Raw genomic sequence first — 24,347 nt, 5'->3', positions numbered from 1 at the left:
ATTTCACCTATTTAACCTTTCAAATTGTTTTTAATTACTGTTACATCGGACTTGATATCATCTAAATCCGTCTTATAAGTATTCAATACTGTCACAAACTCACTATTGGTTTTTACCAACTGTTCATTAGTGGTTTGTGCTTCTGTAATAAACGTGTATAACTTTTCTTCACGTTTTTCATTCTGTTCCTGTTGGCGAATCCATATCTTCCATATAAACCAAGCAAGGAATAATACGCAGACAATCGGGAATCCAAGTGTGGATATTAATGTCTGAATTGTATTTGCGTCCATTTATCAGTCCTTTCTGCAATAAAAAAAGAACTGGTTTTTAATCAGTTCCTATTTACTAAGTGCCTTATAAAGTTCAGTGTTTTCCTGAAAAAGTTTTGCTCTTTCACCATAGGACATTTTTGCGAAGTCGGCTTTTGTGATACCTTTATTGGTGTTGTGGTTAGTTGGTCTATTTCCATTTTCAAGAAAGTAACTACCTATCGTTGTACCTACCTTTTCAATGACCTCATCTACATTGTCACCTACATTCAAATACTGTGCTAATTCAGACGGGAGATTCTTCTCCTTTAATTTGTCGGCAATCGTCATTGCTCTTTCCTTATTAGCAATTTCTTTCTCTTTGGCTTCGAGTGCAGATAAACGCTCCTCTAATGCCTTTTCAGTTTTAGATTTCTCGGCTGGCTTATATTTGGCAAGTTCATCATTAGCAGTCCTTAATTTAGTACTGTAATCAGTCCTTACCTTATCTGTTTCACTCTGTACGAGTTTCGTTACCTGTTCCATCTGTTCCTGTGATAATCCTTCAATATTTAATTCCATGTGTTACTCCCTTCTTTGTTGTCGTTCTGAACGACCTAACGTTTTGTTAGTTCGTTGGAATACCCCAAAATAAATGTGTTTAATTGTTACTTGTTACTTATTATATATGTAAATCTCACCGCCGGATTTTCGACCATGAGATATTACGCAACTTTATTGCAAATAAAAAAAGACCATTTATCAAATGATATTGGTCTGAATATATACCTCTCTCTTATACACACATTCAATAGTCCATTAATTACGGACTATTTTATTTTTGCTTTTTCTGAAACCCTTGTAAATAGGGCGTTTGGGGAATTGGTCAACTTGTATAAAATTTCATATTTTCCCTAATTTCAATCATTAAATTAACCGTCAAATATTATCCTCCCATCCTTTACGAATTCGTATTCTTGTTTGAAACATATCTTGATTTGTAATTGATAACATTGTATAATTCTCCTTATATTAGTTATTTGTGCGATATGTTCTCTCTTATACACACAAATTTTAATGCGTTATTTACGGACTATTTTAATTTTGGTATGTAAATTTAGTCCGTAAATAACATGTTATTTTAGGTCGTTAAGATAAGTGGAAATTATGATTTCTTAGACTTTCTGACTCTATCCCACGCTCTTCTATATATCTTTTGACAGTCCTCACATCTTTCACTTTTAGACATATTATCCACCTCAAACCATTCCCCACAATCAATACATCGAATAAATTTAGTTTTCTTAATAACGACATTCTTTTCCAAACTATTCACAATGTGTTTACCATAGCAAAACCATAATAACTGTTTATATCGTGTATACCTATACATATAAAGGAAAATGGGTATAGATGCTTCAAAGCCAGTGTTTATAGTGGTTTTAGGGACATAGGCTCTTTCGGATTTATCGATTTTTCCTATCCCATTCTTTCTTTTGCTTAAATTGAATTTCTTTTGAGCACTCATTACAAAACTTTGTTGAACTGTCGAATTTGCTTTTTTTTCTTACCATTCGACTACACTCTGAGCACCTGATAAAATTCCCATCACCAATATAATTCAAATATTCATATCCCAATTCTCTGAAATCGGTTATTTCCTTCATAATAAGAAAAACGGTCGTATGTGACTCAAAGTTAGAATTTACAAGGGTCTTAAGCCATAAGATAATCGAACATTTTTACATTCTATAATAAAAGGTTTATAATTCTCTTCCTATGGTTCCCTTATATTAAAACATCCATTTTATAATGGAAGTTCCAATGTTAGAACATGGAAGTACCGTCAATATTTTGATGGGTAAATTATCGAAAAAGTAACTTTTTATCTTATTTCTAGTGCCTATAACTATTTTTTTACCCTCACTTTAATAGCATTACATATTTTAAAGATAGGGTATTTCAATCGAAATCTCTTATTCTTCCATATCTTATATATGTGAAGCAGAAAACCTTTATAAATGGCTCAACCGCAAGTAAAGATGGAATTTTCTATAACTTCACATTATTATTTCTTAGTTTTTTCATGCTATTTCTTTGCCATTCTAGTTGCTTTTCTCGTTGACATTCTTTACAATACATTATCCTATTGTTAGTTTTTTCAATAATATTCCCACACATCTTACAACGTTTGTATTTTTTGCCGTGTCTTCCATATATGATATATGCGAAGCTAAAAACACCTACAAATGGCTCAACTACATGGAAAAGTGGGATTTTCTATTTTATGATAATACTTTTTTGATGCCTTTTTCCAATTTTCTTTGGTAGTTTTTGTTGCGCATTCTTCACAATACATTTTTTTATTCCCACACTTTTCAATAATATCCCCACATGATTTACAACGTGTGTATTTGTTTCTGTGTCCACGTCTAACAGAATAACATCTAGGGATAAAATTAACTCAAATCGACTTAAATTCGTGTCAAATCATATTAGGCAAGGAAAGTATCGTCTAACCTATTTAAAGCCGAATTTACCCCTAAAAACTCATTATTTCCCCTTATATACAAGGTAACTAAACTTAAAAATATATAATGGTTATCTCCAAAGTTGACGCTTTATACAGTCCATCGGCATCCACAAGATTAAGTGTAAATTTTTCACCTTCTAAATTATCATCCTCAGCCGCCACAATTTTCACCTGATTTGCTGCCGGATATGTAATAGTGAATTTGCTCAAAGCAAAGTTATTATTGGTTATCGTCCATACTGGTGTAATACCAGTAACCACATTATCATTTTCATCTTTAAATATTGCTGTGTAAATTCTTGAATACCCAATCCTTAACTCTACATTACCACTGATTGATGATGTTCCTGATACAGTAGGAATATTCTCTCCACTAATAATAATATTGGTATTTGTAGATATATTTCCCTCTGTCCAGGTAGCAGTAATTGTTACATTGCCATTTGCAATCATAGTCAGTAAACCACTCTCGTCTACAGTTGCTATTGTATCATCACTGGATACAAATGTCAAAGTAGGATTATTTACTACATTCCCATTCTTAACTGCAATGTAAGATAACTGATATGTACCGTCATTGATATCCAATGAGGTTATTCCATTATAAGTTAGTGAATATGTATCTGCTTTATCGGCTTCTCTGCTCATATAGATATAAGCTAGGTTATCATTGTAAAAGTGGTTCTTTACCTTATAAGTTCCACCAAAGCCTCTATACTCTCCACTCATGCTATCCACAATGTCGTTTAGACCGGTATAAATAATAACTGACCCACTAATGATACTAATTGTATTAGTCTCTGAAACACTGTATCTATCACTTGAAACTACGAAAGGAACAGTATAATATTTACCACCATAGTTGATTGTAAAGGTTGTACTACATTTCATCGCCATAGATGTATAATAGATGTTGCTTTCCTGTGAGTCTTGACTTGTGATAAGATAGTTTTCGCCTTTAAGTACAAATATTGTGCCTATGGAAATATCTGTATCCTGTGAATAATATAATCTTAATTTACCCTGTGGTGTTGTACCTCTGTTATTTCTCCGAAAGAATACTTTATATTCCTTTAATGTATTATAATAATCAGTTACAATTACTCCTTCTCTTTGCATTGTGATGTCAAATTGACGCTGATTTATATTTGTTATATTCAATTTATCACTCCTTCCTTTCATAAAAAGAAAAACAGTCATACCCCTTGCGATGCTAGTGTTTACAAGGTATATAGCCGTTTTCTAAAACTTCACATTTTATTCTAAAATTTTCACATTCCCAGAATTGGGAACCTCAGATTTTCTATCTCCCTTTCATATAATACAGAATTTTGAAAAGTGATGAAAGTCTTGTGAAATAAGGGATCTAGCACTTTAGGCTCGGTGGTAAATTTCGAGTTTTGTTATACTTTTCGTATTTTTCTAAATCTTTAATATGTTTACACTCATTACAATATTTAGTTGAGCTATCAAATTTGCTTTTCTTCTTAACTATTTTCCCGCATTCACTACAAAACAGAATTTGCTTATCACCATTGTAGTAATCAAAGTACCAACCAATCACATTCTTATAGTTTCTCTATTTGACTTATTCATGTTGTCAAGCGGATTAAACTTTTCAAAATCCATCTGTAAATCTTGACCGAACATCTGAACATACTCCTTTGTAACAGACATATCACTATGTCCTAATATTTTCATCAAACGAAATTGGTCTCCACCGGACAAAATCCAGGATTTAGCAAATGTGTGCCGGAATAAATGACAACTGGTCTTATTCACATTCCGCTTGATATTATATTTTTTTACTAAATCTTGGAAAGTTTTTATGCTTCCTTGTTCTCCATAGACATTACAAAATAAATACTCGTCTAGTTCACCGCCCCGAATCTGTAAATACTCTTGTAATATATTTGCAAGCGTGTTGGAAAGTGGAATAATCTGTTGTTTCCGATTTTTTGTCTTGCGTAGGTTAATTGTACCACTTTGAAAATCTATGTCTCCTATTTTCACATCTAATGCCGTTGAGATACGATTTCCAGTGCCAAGTAAATAATTCTCAAATACCCACGTTTTATAAGTAGTAAATGAGCATGAATTTACGTCTGGTTTCTCTAATAAGCGTTGTAGTTCTTCATCTGAATAAGTTTCTTTGAGTTTTTTCTCTGCCTTGATTAATTGAATCTTAAATGCAGAAACATAGTTACACTCCATACAGTAGTATAAAAATGCTCGTAGTGACCGCAAATAACTATTAATAGTAATATCATTTGCTTGTGTATTCTCACGCATCCATATAATATAATTGTCTACTGTATCATCTGTTATGGCTGATACTGGTTCTACTGCATCTGTGAATTTGGAAAAAAGTTTGAAATGGTTACCATATGTTCTTATGGTTTTTTCTGAAAGATTGCGAATAGTCGCCTTACGAATAAATAATTGATATGCTTCCTCAATGGAAAGATTTTGACTTTTGGTCATAGTAATTTGTTGTTTCATGGCTCTACTTCCTTTCGTATAAGACTAGGTGAAATTCACACAATAATCTTACGAATAGGCACTAGATTTTTTGATACAACAAAGGACTAATATGTCCTCGAAAATACTGTAAAACACCAATGCACAAAGTGGGACTTGAACCCACACGATATTGCTACCACAGGCACCTGAAGCCTGCGCGTCTGCCAATTCCGCCATTTGTGCATAACCTAATTGCTGTAAAGCCTTTTGAGATAAGAAAAGTCTTGTAAATTATACTTCACAAAACTTATTATCTCGAATGCAGTTGACGGGACTTGAACCCGTACCCAGTTATCCCAGACTAGATCCTTAGTCTAGCGCGTATGCCAATTCCGCCACAACTGCTCACTCTATTTATATCTTTGCTCGCGTACCGAACATTGAATATTATATAAAAAATAAGTGTCTTTGTCAATCCCCTTTTTCTATTTTTTTCATACTATAGAGATATATTTAATTCGAAAGGAAACACCTATGGATAATTTTCCTAATAACCCAAGAGGGCCGATGGGTAATTTCCCTAACAACCCAACAACACCCATGGATAATTTCCCTAATAACTCAAGATCACCTATGGGGAATTTCCCTAATAATCCAGGAGCACCTATGGGAAATTTCCCTAATAACACAAGAGCACCTATGTCACCGCCGCCTTTTCAAGAACCGCCGCTCCCAAGAGGTATGGCGATGCCAACCCCGGAAGCAGCCAAATTCAACCAGCAATTTGGATCTCCTAACCGCACGAACAATATGCAGCGGGAATTCCGTCGCTGCCTGAACCAATTTACCTTTGTTTGGCTGTGGAACGGCAGGTCTTTCTGGTTCTATCCTATTTCTGTGAGCCGTTGGTCAGCCGAAGGCTTTGTTTGGCGTCAAAACCGCTGGGTCTTTAACCGGATTAACTTAAATACCATCTTCTTTTTCCGGTGCTTCTAAAGGTGCCTGTGCTTTATAATCTACATTTTTATTATACCATTCGCTAATCAGTATTTTTATGGAAGCTGTAACCGGAACTGCAACAAGCATACCGATTAAGCCGCCTATATTCCCTCCGATTAAAATAGCAAGCATCGTAAATACAGGGTGCAGCCCGACACTGTCTCCCACAATCTTTGGTGCTATCAGATTGTTATCAATCTGCTGCACAACAACCATCGCAATGATAGCCCACAATATCATAATCGGCTGCCCGCTTAGAAGTCCCATAATTGCGGCTAAAACAGTTCCGACTACAGGTCCGACATACGGAATCATATTGCATATACCAGAGATAATTCCGATGACAATCGCGTAATCAACCCCGATTATCGTCAGAGCAATCGAGGAGAGAATACCGACAATGCAGGCATCCAAAAGCTGTCCTCTGATGTAGTTTGAAAATGTATCATTAATGACAGATGCACATTTACCTACTGTTTTTCCCGCCTTGCTCTTTCGAAAGATAAGATAAAAAAACTTACCCCACAATTCCTTAAAATATTCCGTATCCTTTAACAAATAAATACTCAGTATAATCGAAATTAAAAAGGAAAAAACATTATTTCCAAATTCCACAATCGAGCCTGCCAGATTGGTGAGACTTCCCGTTATATAGCTTTGAACGGCAGTCACAACATCTGTCACAATATTATTGAAGTTTTCCGGAAGCTGAATGTTTAGGCTGTCCAGCTTCTCCTCTATGGCTTCCGCAGAAAACTGACTTTGATTCATATAATCTGTAATATAAGCAACGATATTCGAAATCGTTGTGTTTTTTGAAAGCTGTCCGCCAATCATAATGTATATACCACATATCATCGCAACAACAATGCCGATAATAGCAAGATAGACTGCTGTAATACTGAGGCTTCTCCTTCTGTCCGCCTTTTTAAATATCTTCTTTTTCTCTAGAAAGCGCTCTATCTTGCTCGTTGCCGGCCGAAAAAGGTAGGCTATCACAAAGGCTATCACAAGAGGCTTTAGAAGAGCGATAATAACACCTGCCGCCTTAAAGCCCCACGACATAATCGCTCCGATATTTCCCATCAGCAAAATGGCAACGTAAATAACAATTGCTGTCACTGCAACATACACACAATATTTTAAAAGTTTATCATCCTTGTCAATTTTCATACACTTTCCTCCGAATTTCCTATGATATAAGAAGTGTGGGCTTGCCACGCTTCGCGCCCGAGGGGGTTGCACAGCAACAACTTCTACTCCCTGAGGTGCGCATAATATGTTTTGCATCATAGGAAATTCTGCCGAATTTCCTATGATGCAAAAAAAGCTCAAACAATATGTTTGAGACTTTTTTCTTTTTATACTCCCTGAGTAGGGCTCGAACCTACAACACCACGGTTAACAGCCGTGTGCTCTACCATTGAGCTATCAAGGAATGCAACAGTTACATTATATGACATGAACACTTTGATTGTCAAGCTTTTTACCTTAAAGGTAACTCCATCACGTAACCGTTTCGCCATACCATTTATAATGTGCCATAATAGATAAATTGGCACATTATATAACCACTTCCGCATGACTAAACTGTAAAATCATATTGACAGCAACGAAATTTAATGCCAAAATATAAATAGAATTACGAAAGAAAGGAGTTGTTTTATTTTTATGGATACTCTAAGGGAATTGCAAAATGCCTTTAAGAAAGATGTCGATAAGGAATGGGTAGATAAAGAACGAAAACTAATGAATGATATCGTAAATTATACATGTACCCAGAACGGTACAAGCGCTATTCAAGGATATGAAGCAAAGGCTGTTCTTGAATTTCTTGACAAGCCTGCTGTCGAGGTAAAGGAATTGCTTCAAATTGAGGATATGGATGTAAAGGATTTGCAGACATTGATGTACGCACTTGCACCGAAGGTAAAAAAATTCGGTAACTTTATGACCTGATACGAAATTTTAGAGCATTATCATGGAAAATCTTTTCAAAATTTTCTATATATAAAAAAGGAAACCCGCCGCGGCAGGTTTCCTTTTTAAATCTCTGCTATTCTACTATTTATTCTACTACTTTTTTCTTCAGGAAGCCAAGCATAACTGCTGCCACTACCGTACCGATTGCAAGTGCAAGTAAGTATAACAATGCATTTCCAACTACAGGGAATACGAAAATTCCACCATGTGGTGCCATAAGTGTACAATTAAATATCATTGATAATGCTCCTGCAACCGCTGAACCTACGATACAGGATGGCAGTACACGAAGCGGATCTGCCGCTGCAAACGGAATTGCACCCTCTGAGATAAATGCCATACCCATAACAAAGTTAGTAGGTCCTGACTTTCTCTCTTCTTTTGTAAATTTATTCTTAAATAATAAGGTTGAAAGTGCGATTGCTGTCGGAGGTACCATACCGCCTACCATAACCGCTGCCATAACATCATAATTTCCTGATGCGATTGACGCTACACCAAATACATATGCCGCTTTATTTACCGGTCCGCCAAGGTCAACAGACATCATGCCTCCAAGGATTAAACCGAGAATAATTTTACTGGAACCGCTCATATCAATAAGTGTCTCATTTAAAAGTGTATTCAAAGCTCCAACTGGAGGTTCTACCACAAATATCATAATAATGCCGACAACGAGCATACCAATCACAGGATATAACAACACCGGTTTTATTCCATCCAACGCTTCCGGAAGCTTATCAAATAATTTACGAAGTAATACTACGGTATATCCTGCCAAGAAACCAGCAACCAATGCGCCCAAGAAACCTGAGCTTCCTGCTGCCGCAATCGCTCCGCCTACGAAACCAAGTGCAAGTCCCGGCCTGTCGCCGATACTCATCGCAATGTAACCAGCCAAAATCGGTAACATAAAGCCAAATGCCGCTCCACCAATCTGCTTAAAGAATGCTGCATATGGAGTAATTGTACCAAAGTTTCCTCTGTCTGCTACGGAAAGAGCGTTCATATCTACTAACATACCATCAATCAAGAACGCAATTGCAATCAGGATACCACCGCCTACAACGAATGGAAGCATATGTGATACACCGCTCATCAGATGCTTGTAAATCGTGTGAGCTGTACTTCCCGTCGATACAGAAGCCGATTCCTCCTGTCCTGCTTTTACTGTGTAAACAGGTGCGTCTCCGTTTATCGCTCTCTCAATCAATTTATCCGCCTTGCTGATACCGTCAGAAACCTGGCACTCAATCAGCTTTTTGCCCGCGAATCTAGCCATCGGAACCTTTGTATCGGCAGCTACGATAATGCAGTCTGCTTCTGCGATTTCCTGCTCCGTCAATACGTTTTTAGCTCCGCCTGATCCTCTTGTCTCTACCTTGATGCTGCAGCCCCTCGCTTTTGCCTTTTTCTCAATTGCTTCCGCTGCCATATAAGTATGGGCAATACCTGTTGGGCACGCGGTAACCGCAAGTATTTTCACTACCTTTGCATTAGACATCACTTTTTCCTCCTCATTGCCTGAATCGGCTTTTGCATTCTCTGCCTTGTCAATAATAGAAAGAAACTCCTCCACTGATTTTGCATTTTTTAAGTTAGTGGAAAATGTCTCGTCCATCAAAAGAACTGACAGCTTGCTCAGCACATCAAGATGTACATTGTCCTTTGTGTTCGGTGCTGCAATCAAAAAGATTAACTGAACCGGTGCTCCGTCCAAAGCTTCAAAATCAACACCGTCCTTGATTACCATCGCAGCGAGTCCCGGAGCTTTCACTGAATCGCCTCTTCCGTGCGGAATTGCAATTCCTTCTCCGATGCCGGTTGTACCTTCTTCCTCTCTGGCGTATACAGCTTCCTTGTAGCTCTTTACATCAGATATGTTCCCTGATACCGCCATCAAATCCACCATCGCGTCAAGTGCTTCACTTTTTGATTTCACATTACCGTTTAGATTAATACTGCTTCTGTCTAATAAATCGGTTATCCTCATATTGAAATCCTCCTCATATTATTATCATTCTATTGTTTTGAATAATTTTAAAACCTCTTCCTTTGTCGCGAGCTGCTTTGAAAATGCACTTGCACTTCCGGTCGCAACTCCCATTTTAAATGCATATTCGTAGCTGCCTCGTTCTAAATACCCCGCTAAAAAACCTGCAACCATCGAATCTCCTGCACCAACGGAATTGACAACCTTCCCCTTCGGTGCTGCACTTTTTAAAACATTGCCGTCCTCGCCGATGAAAATGGCGCCGTCGCCCGCCATAGAAATGAGCACATTTCTTGCTCCCTTTTCCTGTAGCTTCTTTGCATAAAAAATAATTTCTTCCTTGTCCTTTAGCTCCACTCCAAATATCTCACCAAGTTCATGGTTATTTGGCTTAATTAGGAAAGGATGCTTTTCCAGCACGTTCACAAGTAAATCATTCGTTGCATCAACCACAACTTTTGCCTTGCTTGATTTTAACCTCTCCATAATGTCACAGTAAACTGTTGAAGAGACACCGTTTGGTATACTACCCGCCAATACCAATATGTCATTTTCAGTCAGATTATCCAACTGTTCAAAGAGCATATTCATATGCTTATCTTCGATAACAGGTCCGATGCCATTGATATCTGTCTCCTCTTTTGCTTTCAGCTTGATGTTAATTCTGGAATTACCCTCTTCGAGGTTGATGAAATCACAGCTTAATCCGAGGTTTTTAGACTGCTTTTCAATTTCTCTTCCCGTAAAGCCTGCAATAAATCCAAGTGCCACACTGTCATAGCCTAGATTGTGAAGTACAACGGAAACGTTTATCCCTTTGCCTCCCGGAAGCATGTGTTCCCGCTCCACACGGTTTACCTCCCCAAGCTTTAATTCTTCTATCCAGACTGCATAGTCCAGACAAGGACTAAATGTTACGGTATAAATCATCTTCATTCACCTCCAGTACGTTTGCACATTGTTTGTAGCTTGCATCTTCCAGATTTGTTGTGATTATCTTTGCCTCCGTAAATTCTGCAAAAGTAATCGGTGAAATCTGGTTGAATTTTGATGGATCGCATAGAATATAGCTGTCGCTGCATCTTGCAAATGCCGCCTTCTTCATCATCGCCTCATTTAAATCCGGCGTAGTGAAACCTATCTTCATGCTCACACCATTCGTTCCGAAAAATCCCTTTGTAAAGTTATACTTGCTTAAATTCATCATGGCTTCATTTCCTACAATTGCCTCGGTTGAAGCCTTCAGTTCTCCGCCAATCAAATACACCGTACAGCCTGCCTTTAAAAGCTTCCTCGCATGTGAAATCGCATTTGTTACAAAAACTGCATGTTTTTCTTCCAAATAATCGATGATATATTCTGTTGTCGTTCCTGCATCTAGATAAACAAAGTCATTGGCACGTATAAGAGATGCCGCATATTTGGCTGTCATTTTCTTCTCCGCCATGTTAAGCAGCTGCCTCGCCTCCACATCATCATCTTTCGTGTTATAATTGGAGCCTAATGCTATTGCACCGCCATGAACCTTGATTAACCTTCCATTTGAATGTAATGTAGTCAAGTCTCTTCGTATCGTTGATTCCGAAGCCTCCAATAAATCCATCAGTTCTTGGACTGTTACGCTTCTCTTTTCATCTACAATCTTTAGTATTTCCTCAAATCTCTGTTCTACTAACACTCTTTTACCTCCTTGACTGATTTTATTATACACTCACTTTCAGTCACTTTCAATCATTTTCATTCACAAAATTCGTCACCTGTTTTTGTATATTTTTCACAACAGATTTGATTTGTTTTAGTATTTTCTATAATATATTATAATTTTCTATTATATTGTTCATTTTTTGTTTCGTTAAAGCTTTTCTTTTCATTCAAATTCAGTCATTTAAATTCAAAATCATCTTTCAATCAAAAACTCTGCCATTACTTGGTTGCTCAAATCCAACCCTCGCTCTGTTAAATACACCCGGTCTCCTTCGTTTATAAGAAGTCCCTGAGCCGTCAATTTTGCATCCGCTTCTTTGTATACCTCTTCATATTTTTTCTGAAACGTTGTCCCAAATTCCTTTTTGCTAATTCCGTCAATGAGGCGCAGCCCCAGAAACATGAATTCTTCCATTTCTTCCTCTATACTTAAAACCTGAACATGCGGGCGAATATTTTCCCCCTCACCTTCCATTTCATGCAAATATCTCTTCAAATCCGTATCGTTCGAAAAACGCTTATGATTGATAAGAGAGGACGCGCCAAGTCCGAAGCCAATATAATCCACTCTTCTCCAATATCCGGTGTTATGCCTGCATTCATATCCTTTTTTACTGTAATTGGATATCTCATAGCGGTTATATCCTGCCCCTTCAAGCACATTCTTGGTATCGTAATACATCTGCCGCTCATCCTCCTCTGTCGGAAGCGCCAGTAACCCCTTTTGCATTTTCTCAAAAAATTCCGTTCCCTCCTCCACAATAAGGCTGTATGCCGAAATATGTTCGGGATTCAATGCCGTTATTTTTTGGAGCGTACTCACCCAACTCCCTCTTGTCTGCCCCGGTATGGCAGACATCAAATCGATATTAATATTCGAAAAACCTGCCCTTCTTGCAGCATCATAGTTTTTCAGAAAATCTTCATAGGTGTGAATCCTTCCGAGCTCCCTTAATTCCTCATCATCGGCAGATTGCAGACCTATGCTCAAGCGGTTAATACCTGCCTCTCTATATCCGGCAAGCTTTTCTTCCGTCAATGTACCCGGATTGGCTTCTATTGTAATTTCCGCATTCTCTGCAACCTCAAATCTTTTATAAACTGCATCCAAAATAGAGCGGATATGCTTTGCGTTCATAATGGAAGGTGTTCCTCCTCCTATAAAAACAGTCTGAACTATATAGTCATTCTCCTTCTTTCCCATCAAATCTGCCGTTTTAATTTCTTGTATTAATGCCGGTACATAGTTTTCACGATACTTGGGAAATGACAAAAAATCGCAGTATGCACATTTCTTTTTGCAGAACGGAATGTGAATGTATATTTCTAAATCTTGCTTTATCATCGTATTTTCTCCTGATTTGCTAAAACAAAGGACAAATACTTGCTTTATGGAAGTATTTGCCCCTTCTTATTAATCTTGATCCAGTTTTAAAACACTCATAAATGCCTTTTGCGGAATTTCTACATTTCCGACCTGACGCATTCTCTTCTTGCCTTCCTTTTGCTTTTCAAGCAGTTTTCGCTTTCTTGAAATATCTCCGCCATAACATTTCGCCAATACGTCTTTTCTCATGGCTTTTACCGTCTCGCGCGCGATAACCTTGCTTCCGATTGCCGCCTGTATCGGAATTTCAAAGAGCTGTCTCGGAATTTCATCCTTTAGCTTTTCACACATTTTTCTTCCGCGCTCATATGCAGTATCCGCATGAATAATGAAGGATAGGGCATCTACCTCCTCTTTATTGATGAGGATATCGAGCTTCACAAGCTCGGAACGCACATAGCCTTTCATCTCATAATCAAAGGACGCATATCCTCTCGAACGGGATTTTAAGGCATCAAAAAAGTCATAAATAATTTCGTTCAACGGAAGATCATAGCGAAGCAACGCTCTTGTCTCCTCCATATATTCCATTCCATTATAAATTCCGCGGCGCTCCTGACACAAATCCATAATTTGTCCGATAAATTCCGTCGTCACCATGATTTCCGCACTGACAAGAGGTTCTTCCATGTAGTCAATTTCCGTCGGCTCGGGAAGATTGGACGGATTGGTCAGCTCAATCAACTCACCGTTTGTTTTGTACACCTTATAAATAACGCCCGGTGCTGTTGTAACAATATCTAAATTGTATTCTCTCTCTAATCTCTCCTGAATGATTTCAAGATGAAGCAGTCCTAAGAAACCGCATCGGAAACCAAATCCCAATGCAATGGAAGTCTCCGGTTCAAACTGCAATGCCGCATCATTTAACTGCAGCTTTTCCAAGGCATCTCTAAGGTCCGGGTATTTTGCACCATCCGCCGGATACATACCGCAATAAACCATCGGATTTACCTTCTTATAGCCCGGCAGCGGCTCCTTGCACGGATTATGTGCATCTGTCACCGTATCTCCCACTCTTGTGTCTTTCACATTCTTAAGACTTGCGGTGATATAGCCTACCATACCTGCACGCAGCTCCTCAGCAGGGATAAATTGTCCGGCTCCGAAGTATCCAACCTCAACAACCTCCGCCGAGGCGCCGGTTGCCATCATTTTAATAGTCGTTCCCCTTGAAACCCTGCCCTCCATAATACGGCAGAATACAATAACACCCTTGTAGGAATCATAGAGGGAATCAAAGATAAGCGCCTGCAGAGGAGCACTTGCATCCCCTTTTGGTGCCGGAATCTTCTCCACAATCTGCTTTAGCACCTGCTCACAGTTAAGCCCTGTTTTGGCAGAAATAAGCGGAGCATCCTGCGCTTCAATTCCAATGATATCCTCAATCTCATCGATTACCCGCTCCGGGTCCGCACTCGGCAAATCGATTTTGTTGATAACCGGAAAAACATCTAAGTTGTGGTCTAAGGCAAGGTAAACATTCGCCAAGGTCTGTGCCTCGATTCCCTGTGCCGCATCCACGACCAAAATCGCACCGTCGCATGCCGCAAGACTTCGGGATACCTCATAGTTAAAATCCACATGTCCCGGAGTGTCAATCAAATTAAATATATATTCTTCACCGTCATCCGCCTTGTAAATAACGCGGACAGACTGTGCTTTAATTGTAATTCCTCTCTCCCTCTCCAAATCCATGTTGTCAAGAACCTGTGACTGCATTTCCCTGCTGGTAAGCAGTCCCGTCATTTCAATAATACGGTCAGCCAGCGTGGACTTGCCGTGATCGATATGAGCAATGATACAAAAATTTCTAATTTTACTTTGGTCTATTACTGACATTCATTTTCTCCTTAATTAAAGCTTTACTGTAGAAATTGTAGCATATTCGAGCTTTTTATTCAATTCCCTTTCAACACTTTATCCAGAATATCTGCGAGGGGCTCCATTGCATTTTTTGCCTCCTCAAGCGTGTTTGTCTGTCCTCCGAGCTCGATAAGAGTTGCTCTGGGCATCAGGTGAAGATTGTAGCGAAGTCCTTTTAAATACGTTTTTCTCGTCAGATTGGGATAGTATTTCATTGCTGCAAGCTGCATTTGGAAGGAAAATGCCAGATTGTCTTCAATATAAGGATTATATAAATATTCAATATTTCCTACCTTTGTACTGTAACTCAACCCGTTGAAAAACATAAACTGTGCTGTCTGCTTTCCGTTTATATCTGTTACCAAATGAACATGATCTTTTAAGCCATCGCGATGCAAGTCAATGATAACCTCAATAGAAGGATTTTCAGCCAGAATTCGTTTTATATTTGGCTCTGCAAGTGTATATGCATAGTTTCGATTTAATTTTCCGTTTATCATATCATAAGTTGAGCTGTCATGAATTACATTGTAGCCATATGTATTTGCCAGTATCTGCGCCAGATACTCCCCAACTCCCACAATCGTTGTGCTGCTGTCGCCCTCTACTGAGTCCACAAACGCTTCCTGTGAATGGGTGTGATAAATCAATATTTGCGGAACGCTGCTATCCTTTTCTATGGTCAAATCCTTTTCCAGCATATTCTTTGCATTCAGCCTGCTGCTATCTATCGAGGTTGTAGAATCCACGGAATAAAAGGTATTTTTTAAGAAGTCAAAATCCGCCAGCTTCTCGAGAGAATATTCTACTCCGACAGCATTTGCTGTTGTACTGCTCTCCACCGCCTCGGTGTCGGTCGACTCTCCTTCTGCCTGTTCTGCTTCGTTTTCTGCCGTACCATTTTCTCCTTCTACATTTTCCTCTCCACTGCTTTCTCCTGTGCCATCTTCTGCCTCGTTGCTTTCCGCCTCTATTCCATTTTCCGCCTCCGCACTGCTATCCTCGCTGTTTTCATTCCCGGTGCTTTCTGTGCCGTTTCCAGCCACATTCCCCTGTGCCAAATACCTTTCATTTTCCTGCGCCACCAAGCCTCCGCTTGCTTCCACCAGCTCACCAGTCTCTGCATCTATATAATTCTCGTCAGCCGCCTCAGCCGCAATAATCATTTCATAGGTATACTCGCTGTCTGCGGTTGTCTCATAGCCTTTGCTTTCCCGAAAATAGTCATATATAGGTGAATTCTCCATAATCGTATTCAGCACCTTCTGCACGATACCATAATCCTCGTCATCCCCTACACTGTGGGTGACTCCCGGCATATACATATTCATAACATTTTTGCCCACGGTGCCCGTTACGCTGTTAATCACATTATTCAGGGGATTTTCCATGTCCTTGAACGTCACCATAGAAAATCCCCTGACACATACATATAAACCGAATAAAATAATGATAGTCCACAAACATGTATATAATCTTTTTTTTAAAATCTTCATTTTGCCTCCTGATGATGGCTTGTGTCATAGATTGAAATCCATTCTTTAAAGTATATTCAAATGAAGATTTTTTTATTCTGCCTGTTCACTTTTGAGTTTATGAGAATGCCATATTAAGCCCTTCCGATATGGTAAATCCAAGCATCTTTACCGTTTCATCAATATCTTTTGGTGTCACGAACATTCCGTTTAAATGCGGAGAAATAATCTCTCTGATAAGCTGGTATTTTTCTGCGGTATCAAAGGTTTTCAGTGTTCCGCCAATACTTTTTAGTTCCTTTGTCTGCTCCATCGCATCAATCAGATTTTCCATTGTATCATTTACAATCGTTGCCGCATCCACTACCGTCGGAATACCGATTGCGATAACAGGCACGTTCAAGCTCTCTGCATTCACACCATTTCTGTGATTTCCCACGCCAGAGCCGGGATTGATTCCCGTATCCGTAATCTGTATCGTCCGGTTCAAACGCTTTGTGCTTCTTGCCGCCAGGGCATCTATCGCGATGACATAATCCGGCTTTGTCTCTTCCACAACTCCCTTTATGATTTCCAACGTTTCCATACCTGTCTGTGCCATAACTCCCGGCACAAGGCCGCTTATCATATTTACTTTGTTTTTGCCCAATACTTCCTTACCGTACTCCTTCACCACGTGCCTTGTTATTAAAAGATTTTCCACTACGTTAGGTCCCAATGAGTCAGGCGTGACCTCTCTGTTTCCCAATCCGACGATTAATACAGATATCTCTTTCTCCATCGGAATCAGCTTTTTAATCTGCTCCGAAAGCTCTTTTGATATCTCCCTGTGATAATCTTCATCCGGCACTACCATGTTAGGTGCTTCTAACGTGACATAGGTTCCCATCGGCTTTGCCATTGCCCTTGCGCCGTTCTCGTTTTCGATTACAACTCTCGTTATTTTGATGTCCTGCTCTTCCTTGTAGCTCTCGTCAATGATGACACCCTTTATCTCAACGTTGTCCTCCTCAAAGCTCTCCTTTGCCTCAAGCGCTAAATCCGTCCGAATTACAAACTTATCTTTCTCTTCCATTTTGCCTCCTAATTAGCAGAAGTTTGTGTATCACAGGAATTTCCATGATACACAAAGCGGGCATATCGCAATACGCCCGCTTCCTAATCTCAGTTTACGTTACACTTTGCTCACCTTTAGCATTCCCAAAACTGAATTCCTTATACAAACTATTCCCACTTCAAATTTCTCTGATTATTCCTTGTCAGAGGCATCTCCCAAGCGGTATGATCCGTATGTAATAAATCATGCGACTTGTGAGACAGCGGTTTTTCCAGATAATCCTTATAAATCGCAACAATAGAAGGATTTTCATGAGAAAAGCGAATCTCGCTCGTCTTATCGAGATGATACAGCCTGTCAGCGCGCTCTTTTGCAAGCTCAATGCCGTCATGTATCGGCTGACCGCCTCCTCCTACGCAGCCTCCCGGACACGCCATTACCTCCACAAAGTCATAGTGTACCTTACCGTTTCTAATCTGTTCCATGACTTCTCTGGCATTGGCAAGCCCGGTCACAACTGCAGTGCGAAGCTTGATTCCGTTTAGCTCAAACTCGGTTTCCCTGATACCCTCTTGTCCTCTGACTGCACGGAAGGTATCTGCATCAGGGTTTTCACCCATCACAAAGTAATATGCACTTCGAAGTGCAGCTTCCATTACACCGCCGGTTGCTCCAAAGATAACACCTGCACCGGATCCAATTCCAAGCGGATGGTCAAATTCCTCCTCCTTTAGAATACTAGGTATAATGTTTTCCGCCTTAATCATTCTCACGATCTCTCTCGTTGTAAGAACCAAGTCCACATCCTGCCCTGCACTTGCATCATTCATTGTCTCCAAGTCACACTCGGATTTTTTTGCTACACAAGGCATAATGGAAATGCAATAAATTTTTTCAGGCTCAACACCCAAAAGTTTGGCATAATAGCTCTTTGCCACTGCCCCAAACATCTGTTGAGGAGATTTCGCCGTTGAAAGGTTTGACACCATTTCCGGATACTGTCCCTTCATGAATCGAACCCAACCCGGACAACAGGAAGTAAACATCGGAAATGTACTGTTCTCTTTGTTTTCCAATCTATCCAAAAATTCGCTTGCCTCTTCCATAATGGTCAAATCGGCAGAAAAATCGGTGTCAAAGATATAATCAAAGCCCATTTGCCGAAGGGCACTGACAAGTCGCTTTATTGTGGCTTCCTCTCGTTTTAGTCCCAGCATTTCTCCCCATGCGGCACGTATTGCAGGCGCAACCTGGACAACCGTTATTTTGTCCTTGTCAGCAATTGCATCATATGCCTTCTGTGTATCATCCCTCTCCCTCAATGCGCCGACAGGGCAATGTGTGATACACTGACCGCACAAGGTACAGTCGGAGTCATTGATTTTTCGGTTATAGGAAACATCAACAGTCGTGCGAGAGCCTGTGTAGGAAATATCCCATACATTCATCGCCTGAATTTTGTCACAGACTTGAATACATCTCATACATTTGATACATTTTCCGGAGTCTCTGATTAACGGAAAATTTTGATCCCAAGGAAGAGTTGTTACCTCTTTCTCATATGGAATCTCCAAGATTCCAAGATTGTTTGCAATTTCCTGCAGCTTACAGTTTCCGCTTCTGACACAGGTCGCACAGTGGCAGTCATGCTGGGAAAGTATCAGCTCAATATTGGTTCTTCGTACCTGCCTTACCTTCGGGCTGTTTGTGTAAATCACCATGCCGTCTTCCACAACATTGTTACAGGCTGTTACCAGCTTGTCTTTTCCTTCTACCTCCACTACGCAGACACGGCAGGCTCCGATTTCATTGATATCCTTCAAATAGCAAAGGTGAGGAATTAAAGTCCCTATTCTTGCCGCTGCCTCCATGATAGTTATATTTTCAGGTACCGATACTTCCTTTTTATTAATCGTTATATTTACCATATCGCAACTCTGCCTCCCTTAAATACTCCATAGCCAAAGTGATCGCAGCGTAAGCACCTTGATGCTTCCTGACAAGCTTCCTCGTGTGTCATTCCGTATTCTATAAACTCGAAATTATCCTTTCGTTCATTCGCTTCCTTTTCTCTCAGGTTAATTCTTGCACAGACCGGTCTGTCATCCAGCCTTGCCGCCGGAATCTCAACATCACAACTGATTAAGTGATTAAAGCCAAGATAATTGTCAATGTTGGCAGCAGCCACCTTGCCCGCTGCTATGGCGCGAATTACGGTTGCCGGCCCTGTCACACAGTCACCGCCTGCAAATACGCCCGGAATTTCCGTTACTTCGGTATCTGCCATTGCACGGATTGTTCCTCTTTTTACAGGAACACCGTTTTCCTCAAAATGGCGGCTCTCAATACCCTGTCCGATTGCCACAATAATGACATCTGCCGGAATTTCAACCTCTTCCTCCTTAGAGTCAGTTGCATTTGCTCTTCCGCTGTCGCTTATTTTTCCGATAATCTGTGGCTGGGCAACAAGTGCTACCGCCTTGCCACTTTCATCTGCCACGATCCGGATCGGCGCCATCAAATCAAGGAGCTCACAGCCTTCTGCCACTGCACCTTCAACCTCATCAGGAAGTGCGGTCATATCTACCTTCCTTCTCCGGTAAACAATCGTCACATTATCTGCTCCCAACCTCTTTGCTGATCTTGTGCAGTCCATCGCAACGTTTCCGCCGCCGATTACAACTACCCGCTTTCCTGTAAAATCAGGCATATTATCATCACCGATATTTTTGAGCATCTCAACCGCTGACATTACACCCGTGCTCTCTTCTCCTTCAATTCCAACCTTTTTATCCGTATGCGCTCCGATTGCAAGATATACGGCATCATACTCCTCGCGCAGGTTCTTAATCGTCGTCTCATCGCCGATATTGACACCAAGCTTTACGTCAACTCCCGCTGATAATATCGCATCAATGTCCTCCTGCAGCCGTTCCCTCGGAAAACGGTAATTCGGGATTCCGTACCGAAGCATACCTCCCAGCTTTTTCTTTTTCTCATATACAACTACCTTATGACCCATCAGTGACAAATAGTAAGCGGCGCTTAACCCAGCCGGTCCTCCGCCAACTACGGCAACTCGCTTTCCTGTCTCCTCAGCACACTCTGGTATCGGCACATTTTTCGCACTATCCACGGCAAATCTCTTTAAGCCCCTTATGTTGATCGAGCTATCCAACATATTCCTTCTGCATCTCGCCTCACAAGGATGCTCGCATATAAGAGCGCATGCGGTAGGAAATGGATTGTCCTTCCGAATCAGCTTTACTGCATCCGCATATTTTCCTTCGCCTATTAAGGCTATGTAACCCGGTATATCCACACCTGCCGGACAAAGTGCCACACAAGGTACGGGCTGATTTAAGTTATAGTTACACTTTCCTGCTTCGATATGCTCCAAATAGTCATCGCGGAAACCGGACAGTCCCCGAAGCACCATATTCGCGGCCTCATAGCCGATCGCACAGTCTGCTGAGTCCTTGATATTTTGAGCTGTGTTTTCAATCAGCTTCAACGTATCATGGGTCCCCCTGTTATCCAATACATCTGTAATTAAATTCTGCAATTGTCCAAGTCCGACACGGCACGGAACACATTTACCGCAAGTCTGCGCATGGCAAAGCTTCAAAAAAGATAAGGTCAAATCTACAGGACAAAGTCCCGGCGGGCTGGCAACGATTCTTCTCTCAACATCTGCATACAGTCTGTCTATTGTCTGTGCAGCACTATTTTCCGTTGTTATTCTTAATCTGCTCATACTTTCCTCCTTACGTTATGAATAAGCTTCTCCCATTTTTCCGTATTTTTCTGTCTAGCTGCTAACTGCTCCTCCTTTATTGTTTTCCATAAAACAATACGCCGCATACCCATTTGTTTATTTTGTACATTTGGTTTCATATGTCTTTTTTATTTTTGTATTATTTTACTACTATCTATATTTTATCTGATTATATTTATCAATTCAAGTCTCTATTCAACTATTTTTTTGTGAAAAAATGTACAAGTCGGCATCAACTCGCTAAATCCGTCACTAATAAGGGACTTGGTTGTTTTTTTGTGCCGAATACATACACGCAGTAACATCTTCCCCTTACATTCATGCGCATAAAAATTTTTTCATAGATTTTGGGAATTTCTCTTGACTTTATCCCTATAATATCTTAATATATATTAGTGTGTTTACATTAGCACGTCCGTGTCCGGCTAATGATGTAAATGCTTAATTTAACAATTAAGAAATTGAAAACATCATTTTCAATTTATAACAACCATGAAATAATATTATAATATCGGAGGTGCCTAAATTGGCTAACATTAAATCTGCAAAGAAAAGAATTTTAGTAAACAGAACAAAAGCTGAAAGAAACAAAGCGATCAAATCTAAGGTTAAAACATCTATTAAGAAAGTAGACGCTGCTGTTGCTACAAACGACAAGGCTGTTGCTGCTGCCGCTTTAGTTGAAGCTATTTCAACAATCGACAAAGCTACTACAAAAGGTGTTTACCATAAAAATACATCTTCAAGAAAAATTTCACGTTTAACAAAAGCTGTTAATGCAATTCAGTAATTAATCTTATAAAGTATAGACCACCAATCCCGTCAATTGGTGGTTTTTTTAATTCATGACAAGTGAAGCTTTCTATTACTTCATCTTGTTGCGCCGAATTTCTTATCATAACAAAAAGGGATATACCGCACAACTCGGTATATCCCTTTATTTTTATTATGTATAAACTATATTATAATTTAAACTCTGAAACTGCATTCTCTAAGTCTGCTGCAAGGTCTGCCAATACAACTGCTGTTGCAGAAACCTCTTCCAGATTAGCTGTCTGCTCTGTTACTGTTGCAGAAATATCTGCCGTTACCGTAACGTTCTCACCGGTCTTTTCGTCAATGAGCTTCATATTGTCTGCAACGCTGACAATAATATCTGACAGTTCCTGAATTTCCTTAATGATATCTTTAATATCCTTATTTACAATTTCGGTTCCCTGTCTGATTTCTGCAAAGCTTGTACTTGTCATCTCTGCAAGAACATTGCCCTTCTGTAACTGGTCAAGTCCTTCTGTCATCTTAGTACTCATGTTGTTAGCATCAGCCTGTACCTCTGTGATAATAGAACCAATTCTTCCCGCTGCTGTCTGGGAATCCTCTGCAAGCTTTCTGATTTCGGAAGCAACAACCGCAAAACCTCTTCCTGCTTCTCCTGCTCTTGCCGCTTCAATGCTGGCATTCAAGGAAAGAAGGTTTGTCTGAGATGCAATCTCTGTAATGGAATTTAAAATTGCATTCATTTCTTTTGTACTATCACTTAATTTAGTTGCCACACTTGCAACCTGATCCATAACGCTGTTAACCTTGGAAAGCTGATTTACATACTGAATGATGTTATCATTTCCTTTTTCAGCCATCTGCATGGACTGATCTGCTCTATCTTCAATGCGGTCAGCACTCTGAGTGATTTTACCGGAAATCTGCTCCATATCATACACTCTTGACATCGCGCTGTCAGACTCTGCTTTTTGTTCATTCATACGGTGTGACATTTCCTCAATAGATTCAGAAATTCTTACACTTCCGTTTGTATTCTCTGTTACACTTTCTGTTACTACCTTTGTTGAATTCTCAATTTCCTTACTCATGGAATATACTTTACGGATAATATCTTTTAAGCTGATGCTCATTTCATTGAAGGAATCTGCCAAATCTCTGATTTCATCCTTTGAATTTACAATTACTTCCTCGGCAGTCAAATCACCGCTCGCCATAATCTGCATCTGCTCTTTCAAACTATATAATGGCTTTGTAATGCTTCTTGCCAAAACAATAACAATACCTACCGATAATACAACAACCACAACAACAAGAATAATAATTGCTGCAAATGTCACCGCAAAACTTGTGCTTAACTCTTCTCTTAAGGTCTCGCTTCTCTTCAACTCACTGTCTGTCAATATAGAAACTTCATCCTGAATATATCCTGCCACATCTCTCAAATAGTAAATAGAGTCAAATGACTTGGAAGTAAGCTCGCCCATTTCATTAATCTCATTTGCCTTTGCTTCATAGGTGGAATAAAGACGGTTGATAGTTTCAACTGCATTTCTGCTGTCTTTATTTTCATCTGTCTTCTCAATATTGGCATCTGTCACCTCAATTGCTTTTTTGATTACTTCCAACCGCTCTGGTATCTGTGCCTCTGATGCGTTTTTGTTCTGCGTCGCAAAAGAAAGTAAATCTGAAGGTATCAATTCAGTGTTTTCTTTAATGGCATTGATTGTTGTAACATTCTCAATTACCCTCTCCAACTTTCCTGCATAGCTGTATGCATTAACCGCTAAAATAATGATAGCAATCGTCATACATCCCACAATCAAAGCGGTTGTAGAAATAATCTTCTTTCCAATCGTTTTTGGTGTTATTGTTTCAATCAATTTGCTGAAGCCACTGTTGCTTTTTCCCGGCTTCGCAGCTTTGCGGCTGCTTTTTTTCTTTTTGGTATTTAAGATTTCACTCATATCGATATTCTTTTGTTTTTTGCTTCTCTTCATGAAATTCTTTCCCTCTCCCAATTTGCCTTTCATTGCAAGACCTCCATCATTTTTCTTTTGTTTCTATTAAATAATTCTACA

General features: G+C 39.6%; 18 protein-coding genes and 3 tRNA genes. 3 read left to right on the top strand and 18 right to left on the bottom strand.

Features of this window, described 5'->3' with window-relative positions:
• Positions 1–11: 11 nt before the first annotated feature.
• From CTY48_RS01255 to CTY48_RS01225, 6 genes are all read right to left on the bottom strand, one after another.
• On the bottom strand, positions 12–293 hold the full coding sequence (locus tag CTY48_RS01255) for a hypothetical protein (protein ID WP_099466699.1): 282 nt from the start codon (positions 291–293) through the stop codon (positions 12–14).
• Positions 294–341: 48 nt separating this feature from the next.
• Positions 342–833, bottom strand: a complete 492-nt coding sequence (locus CTY48_RS01250; RefSeq protein ID WP_099466698.1) for a capsid assembly scaffolding protein Gp46 family protein — start codon at positions 831–833, stop codon at positions 342–344.
• Positions 834–2,835: 2,002 nt separating this feature from the next.
• Positions 2,836–3,945: an Ig-like domain-containing protein gene (locus CTY48_RS01240; RefSeq protein ID WP_180272605.1), complete on the bottom strand. Its 1,110-nt coding sequence runs from the start codon at positions 3,943–3,945 to the stop codon at positions 2,836–2,838.
• 399 nt (positions 3,946–4,344) lie between these two features.
• Positions 4,345–5,286, bottom strand: coding sequence for a tyrosine-type recombinase/integrase (locus tag CTY48_RS01235; RefSeq protein ID WP_099466695.1), 942 nt, complete (start codon positions 5,284–5,286; stop codon positions 4,345–4,347).
• A 120-nt stretch (positions 5,287–5,406) separates the two neighbouring features.
• Positions 5,407–5,490, bottom strand: a tRNA-Leu gene (locus CTY48_RS01230).
• A gap of 77 nt (positions 5,491–5,567) precedes the next feature.
• Positions 5,568–5,652, bottom strand: a tRNA-Leu gene (locus CTY48_RS01225).
• Positions 5,653–5,781: 129 nt separating this feature from the next.
• On the opposite strand from CTY48_RS01225, the gene CTY48_RS19460 reads away from it, so the two are divergent.
• Positions 5,782–6,243 carry a hypothetical protein gene (locus tag CTY48_RS19460; RefSeq protein ID WP_143452677.1) on the top strand — a complete coding sequence of 154 codons (462 nt, stop codon included), beginning with the start codon at positions 5,782–5,784 and terminating at the stop codon, positions 6,241–6,243.
• Here CTY48_RS19460 and CTY48_RS01220 read toward each other — a convergent pair.
• Entirely contained in the window at positions 6,211–7,419 is a 1,209-nt protein-coding gene (locus CTY48_RS01220) for an AI-2E family transporter (protein WP_099466694.1), read from the bottom strand. The two genes, CTY48_RS19460 and CTY48_RS01220, sit on opposite strands and share 33 nt — an antisense overlap.
• A gap of 193 nt (positions 7,420–7,612) precedes the next feature.
• Positions 7,613–7,684: transfer RNA gene (locus tag CTY48_RS01215), tRNA-Asn, on the bottom strand.
• Between the two features lie 233 nt (positions 7,685–7,917).
• Between CTY48_RS01215 and CTY48_RS01210 the strand changes: the two genes are divergently transcribed.
• Positions 7,918–8,205, top strand: coding sequence for a hypothetical protein (locus tag CTY48_RS01210; RefSeq protein WP_099466693.1), 288 nt, complete (start codon positions 7,918–7,920; stop codon positions 8,203–8,205).
• A 109-nt stretch (positions 8,206–8,314) separates the two neighbouring features.
• On the opposite strand, the gene CTY48_RS01205 is transcribed toward CTY48_RS01210, so the two are convergent.
• The 9 genes from CTY48_RS01205 to CTY48_RS01165 all read right to left on the bottom strand — a co-directional run bounded on the left by CTY48_RS01205 (position 8,315) and on the right by CTY48_RS01165 (position 21,468).
• Entirely contained in the window at positions 8,315–10,222 is a 1,908-nt protein-coding gene (locus CTY48_RS01205) for a PTS fructose transporter subunit IIABC (protein WP_099466692.1), read from the bottom strand.
• 24 nt (positions 10,223–10,246) lie between these two features.
• Positions 10,247–11,152: a 1-phosphofructokinase gene (gene pfkB / locus CTY48_RS01200; protein WP_099466691.1), complete on the bottom strand. Its 906-nt coding sequence runs from the start codon at positions 11,150–11,152 to the stop codon at positions 10,247–10,249.
• Positions 11,130–11,900: a DeoR/GlpR family DNA-binding transcription regulator gene (locus tag CTY48_RS01195; RefSeq protein WP_099466690.1), complete on the bottom strand. Its 771-nt coding sequence runs from the start codon at positions 11,898–11,900 to the stop codon at positions 11,130–11,132. The genes pfkB and CTY48_RS01195 overlap by 23 nt, the downstream gene beginning before the upstream one ends.
• Positions 11,901–12,119: 219 nt before the next feature.
• Positions 12,120–13,271 (bottom strand): radical SAM family heme chaperone HemW, encoded by a 1,152-nt coding sequence (gene hemW / locus CTY48_RS01190; RefSeq protein ID WP_236354663.1) that lies wholly within the window; start codon positions 13,269–13,271, stop codon positions 12,120–12,122.
• A 69-nt stretch (positions 13,272–13,340) separates the two neighbouring features.
• Complete coding sequence (gene lepA, locus CTY48_RS01185) at positions 13,341–15,155, bottom strand: translation elongation factor 4 (protein WP_099466689.1); 1,815 nt, start codon at positions 15,153–15,155, stop codon at positions 13,341–13,343.
• 59 nt (positions 15,156–15,214) lie between these two features.
• Positions 15,215–16,675 (bottom strand): stage II sporulation protein P, encoded by a 1,461-nt coding sequence (gene spoIIP / locus CTY48_RS01180; RefSeq protein WP_236354662.1) that lies wholly within the window; start codon positions 16,673–16,675, stop codon positions 15,215–15,217.
• Positions 16,676–16,772: 97 nt separating this feature from the next.
• Entirely contained in the window at positions 16,773–17,729 is a 957-nt protein-coding gene (gene gpr / locus CTY48_RS01175; protein WP_099466688.1) for a GPR endopeptidase, read from the bottom strand.
• A gap of 149 nt (positions 17,730–17,878) precedes the next feature.
• Positions 17,879–19,639, bottom strand: coding sequence for an NADH-dependent [FeFe] hydrogenase, group A6 (locus tag CTY48_RS01170; RefSeq protein WP_099466687.1), 1,761 nt, complete (start codon positions 19,637–19,639; stop codon positions 17,879–17,881).
• Positions 19,633–21,468, bottom strand: a complete 1,836-nt coding sequence (locus tag CTY48_RS01165; protein ID WP_099466686.1) for an NAD(P)-binding protein — start codon at positions 21,466–21,468, stop codon at positions 19,633–19,635. The genes CTY48_RS01170 and CTY48_RS01165 overlap by 7 nt, the downstream gene beginning before the upstream one ends.
• A gap of 547 nt (positions 21,469–22,015) precedes the next feature.
• Between CTY48_RS01165 and rpsT the strand changes: the two genes are divergently transcribed.
• A complete protein-coding gene (gene rpsT / locus CTY48_RS01160; RefSeq protein ID WP_099466685.1) occupies positions 22,016–22,279 on the top strand; it encodes a 30S ribosomal protein S20 in 264 nt (87 codons plus the stop codon).
• A 172-nt stretch (positions 22,280–22,451) separates the two neighbouring features.
• On the opposite strand, the gene CTY48_RS01155 is transcribed toward rpsT, so the two are convergent.
• Positions 22,452–24,299, bottom strand: coding sequence for a methyl-accepting chemotaxis protein (locus tag CTY48_RS01155; RefSeq protein ID WP_099466684.1), 1,848 nt, complete (start codon positions 24,297–24,299; stop codon positions 22,452–22,454).
• Positions 24,300–24,347 lie beyond the last annotated feature (48 nt).

The sequence above is a fragment of the Konateibacter massiliensis genome (assembly GCF_900184995.1).
GTDB classification, from domain to species: Bacteria; Bacillota; Clostridia; order Lachnospirales; family Lachnospiraceae; genus Lachnotalea; species Lachnotalea massiliensis.
The sequence above is the reverse complement of the archived record's forward strand: the minus strand, read 5'-3'. Positions and strand labels throughout refer to the sequence as shown.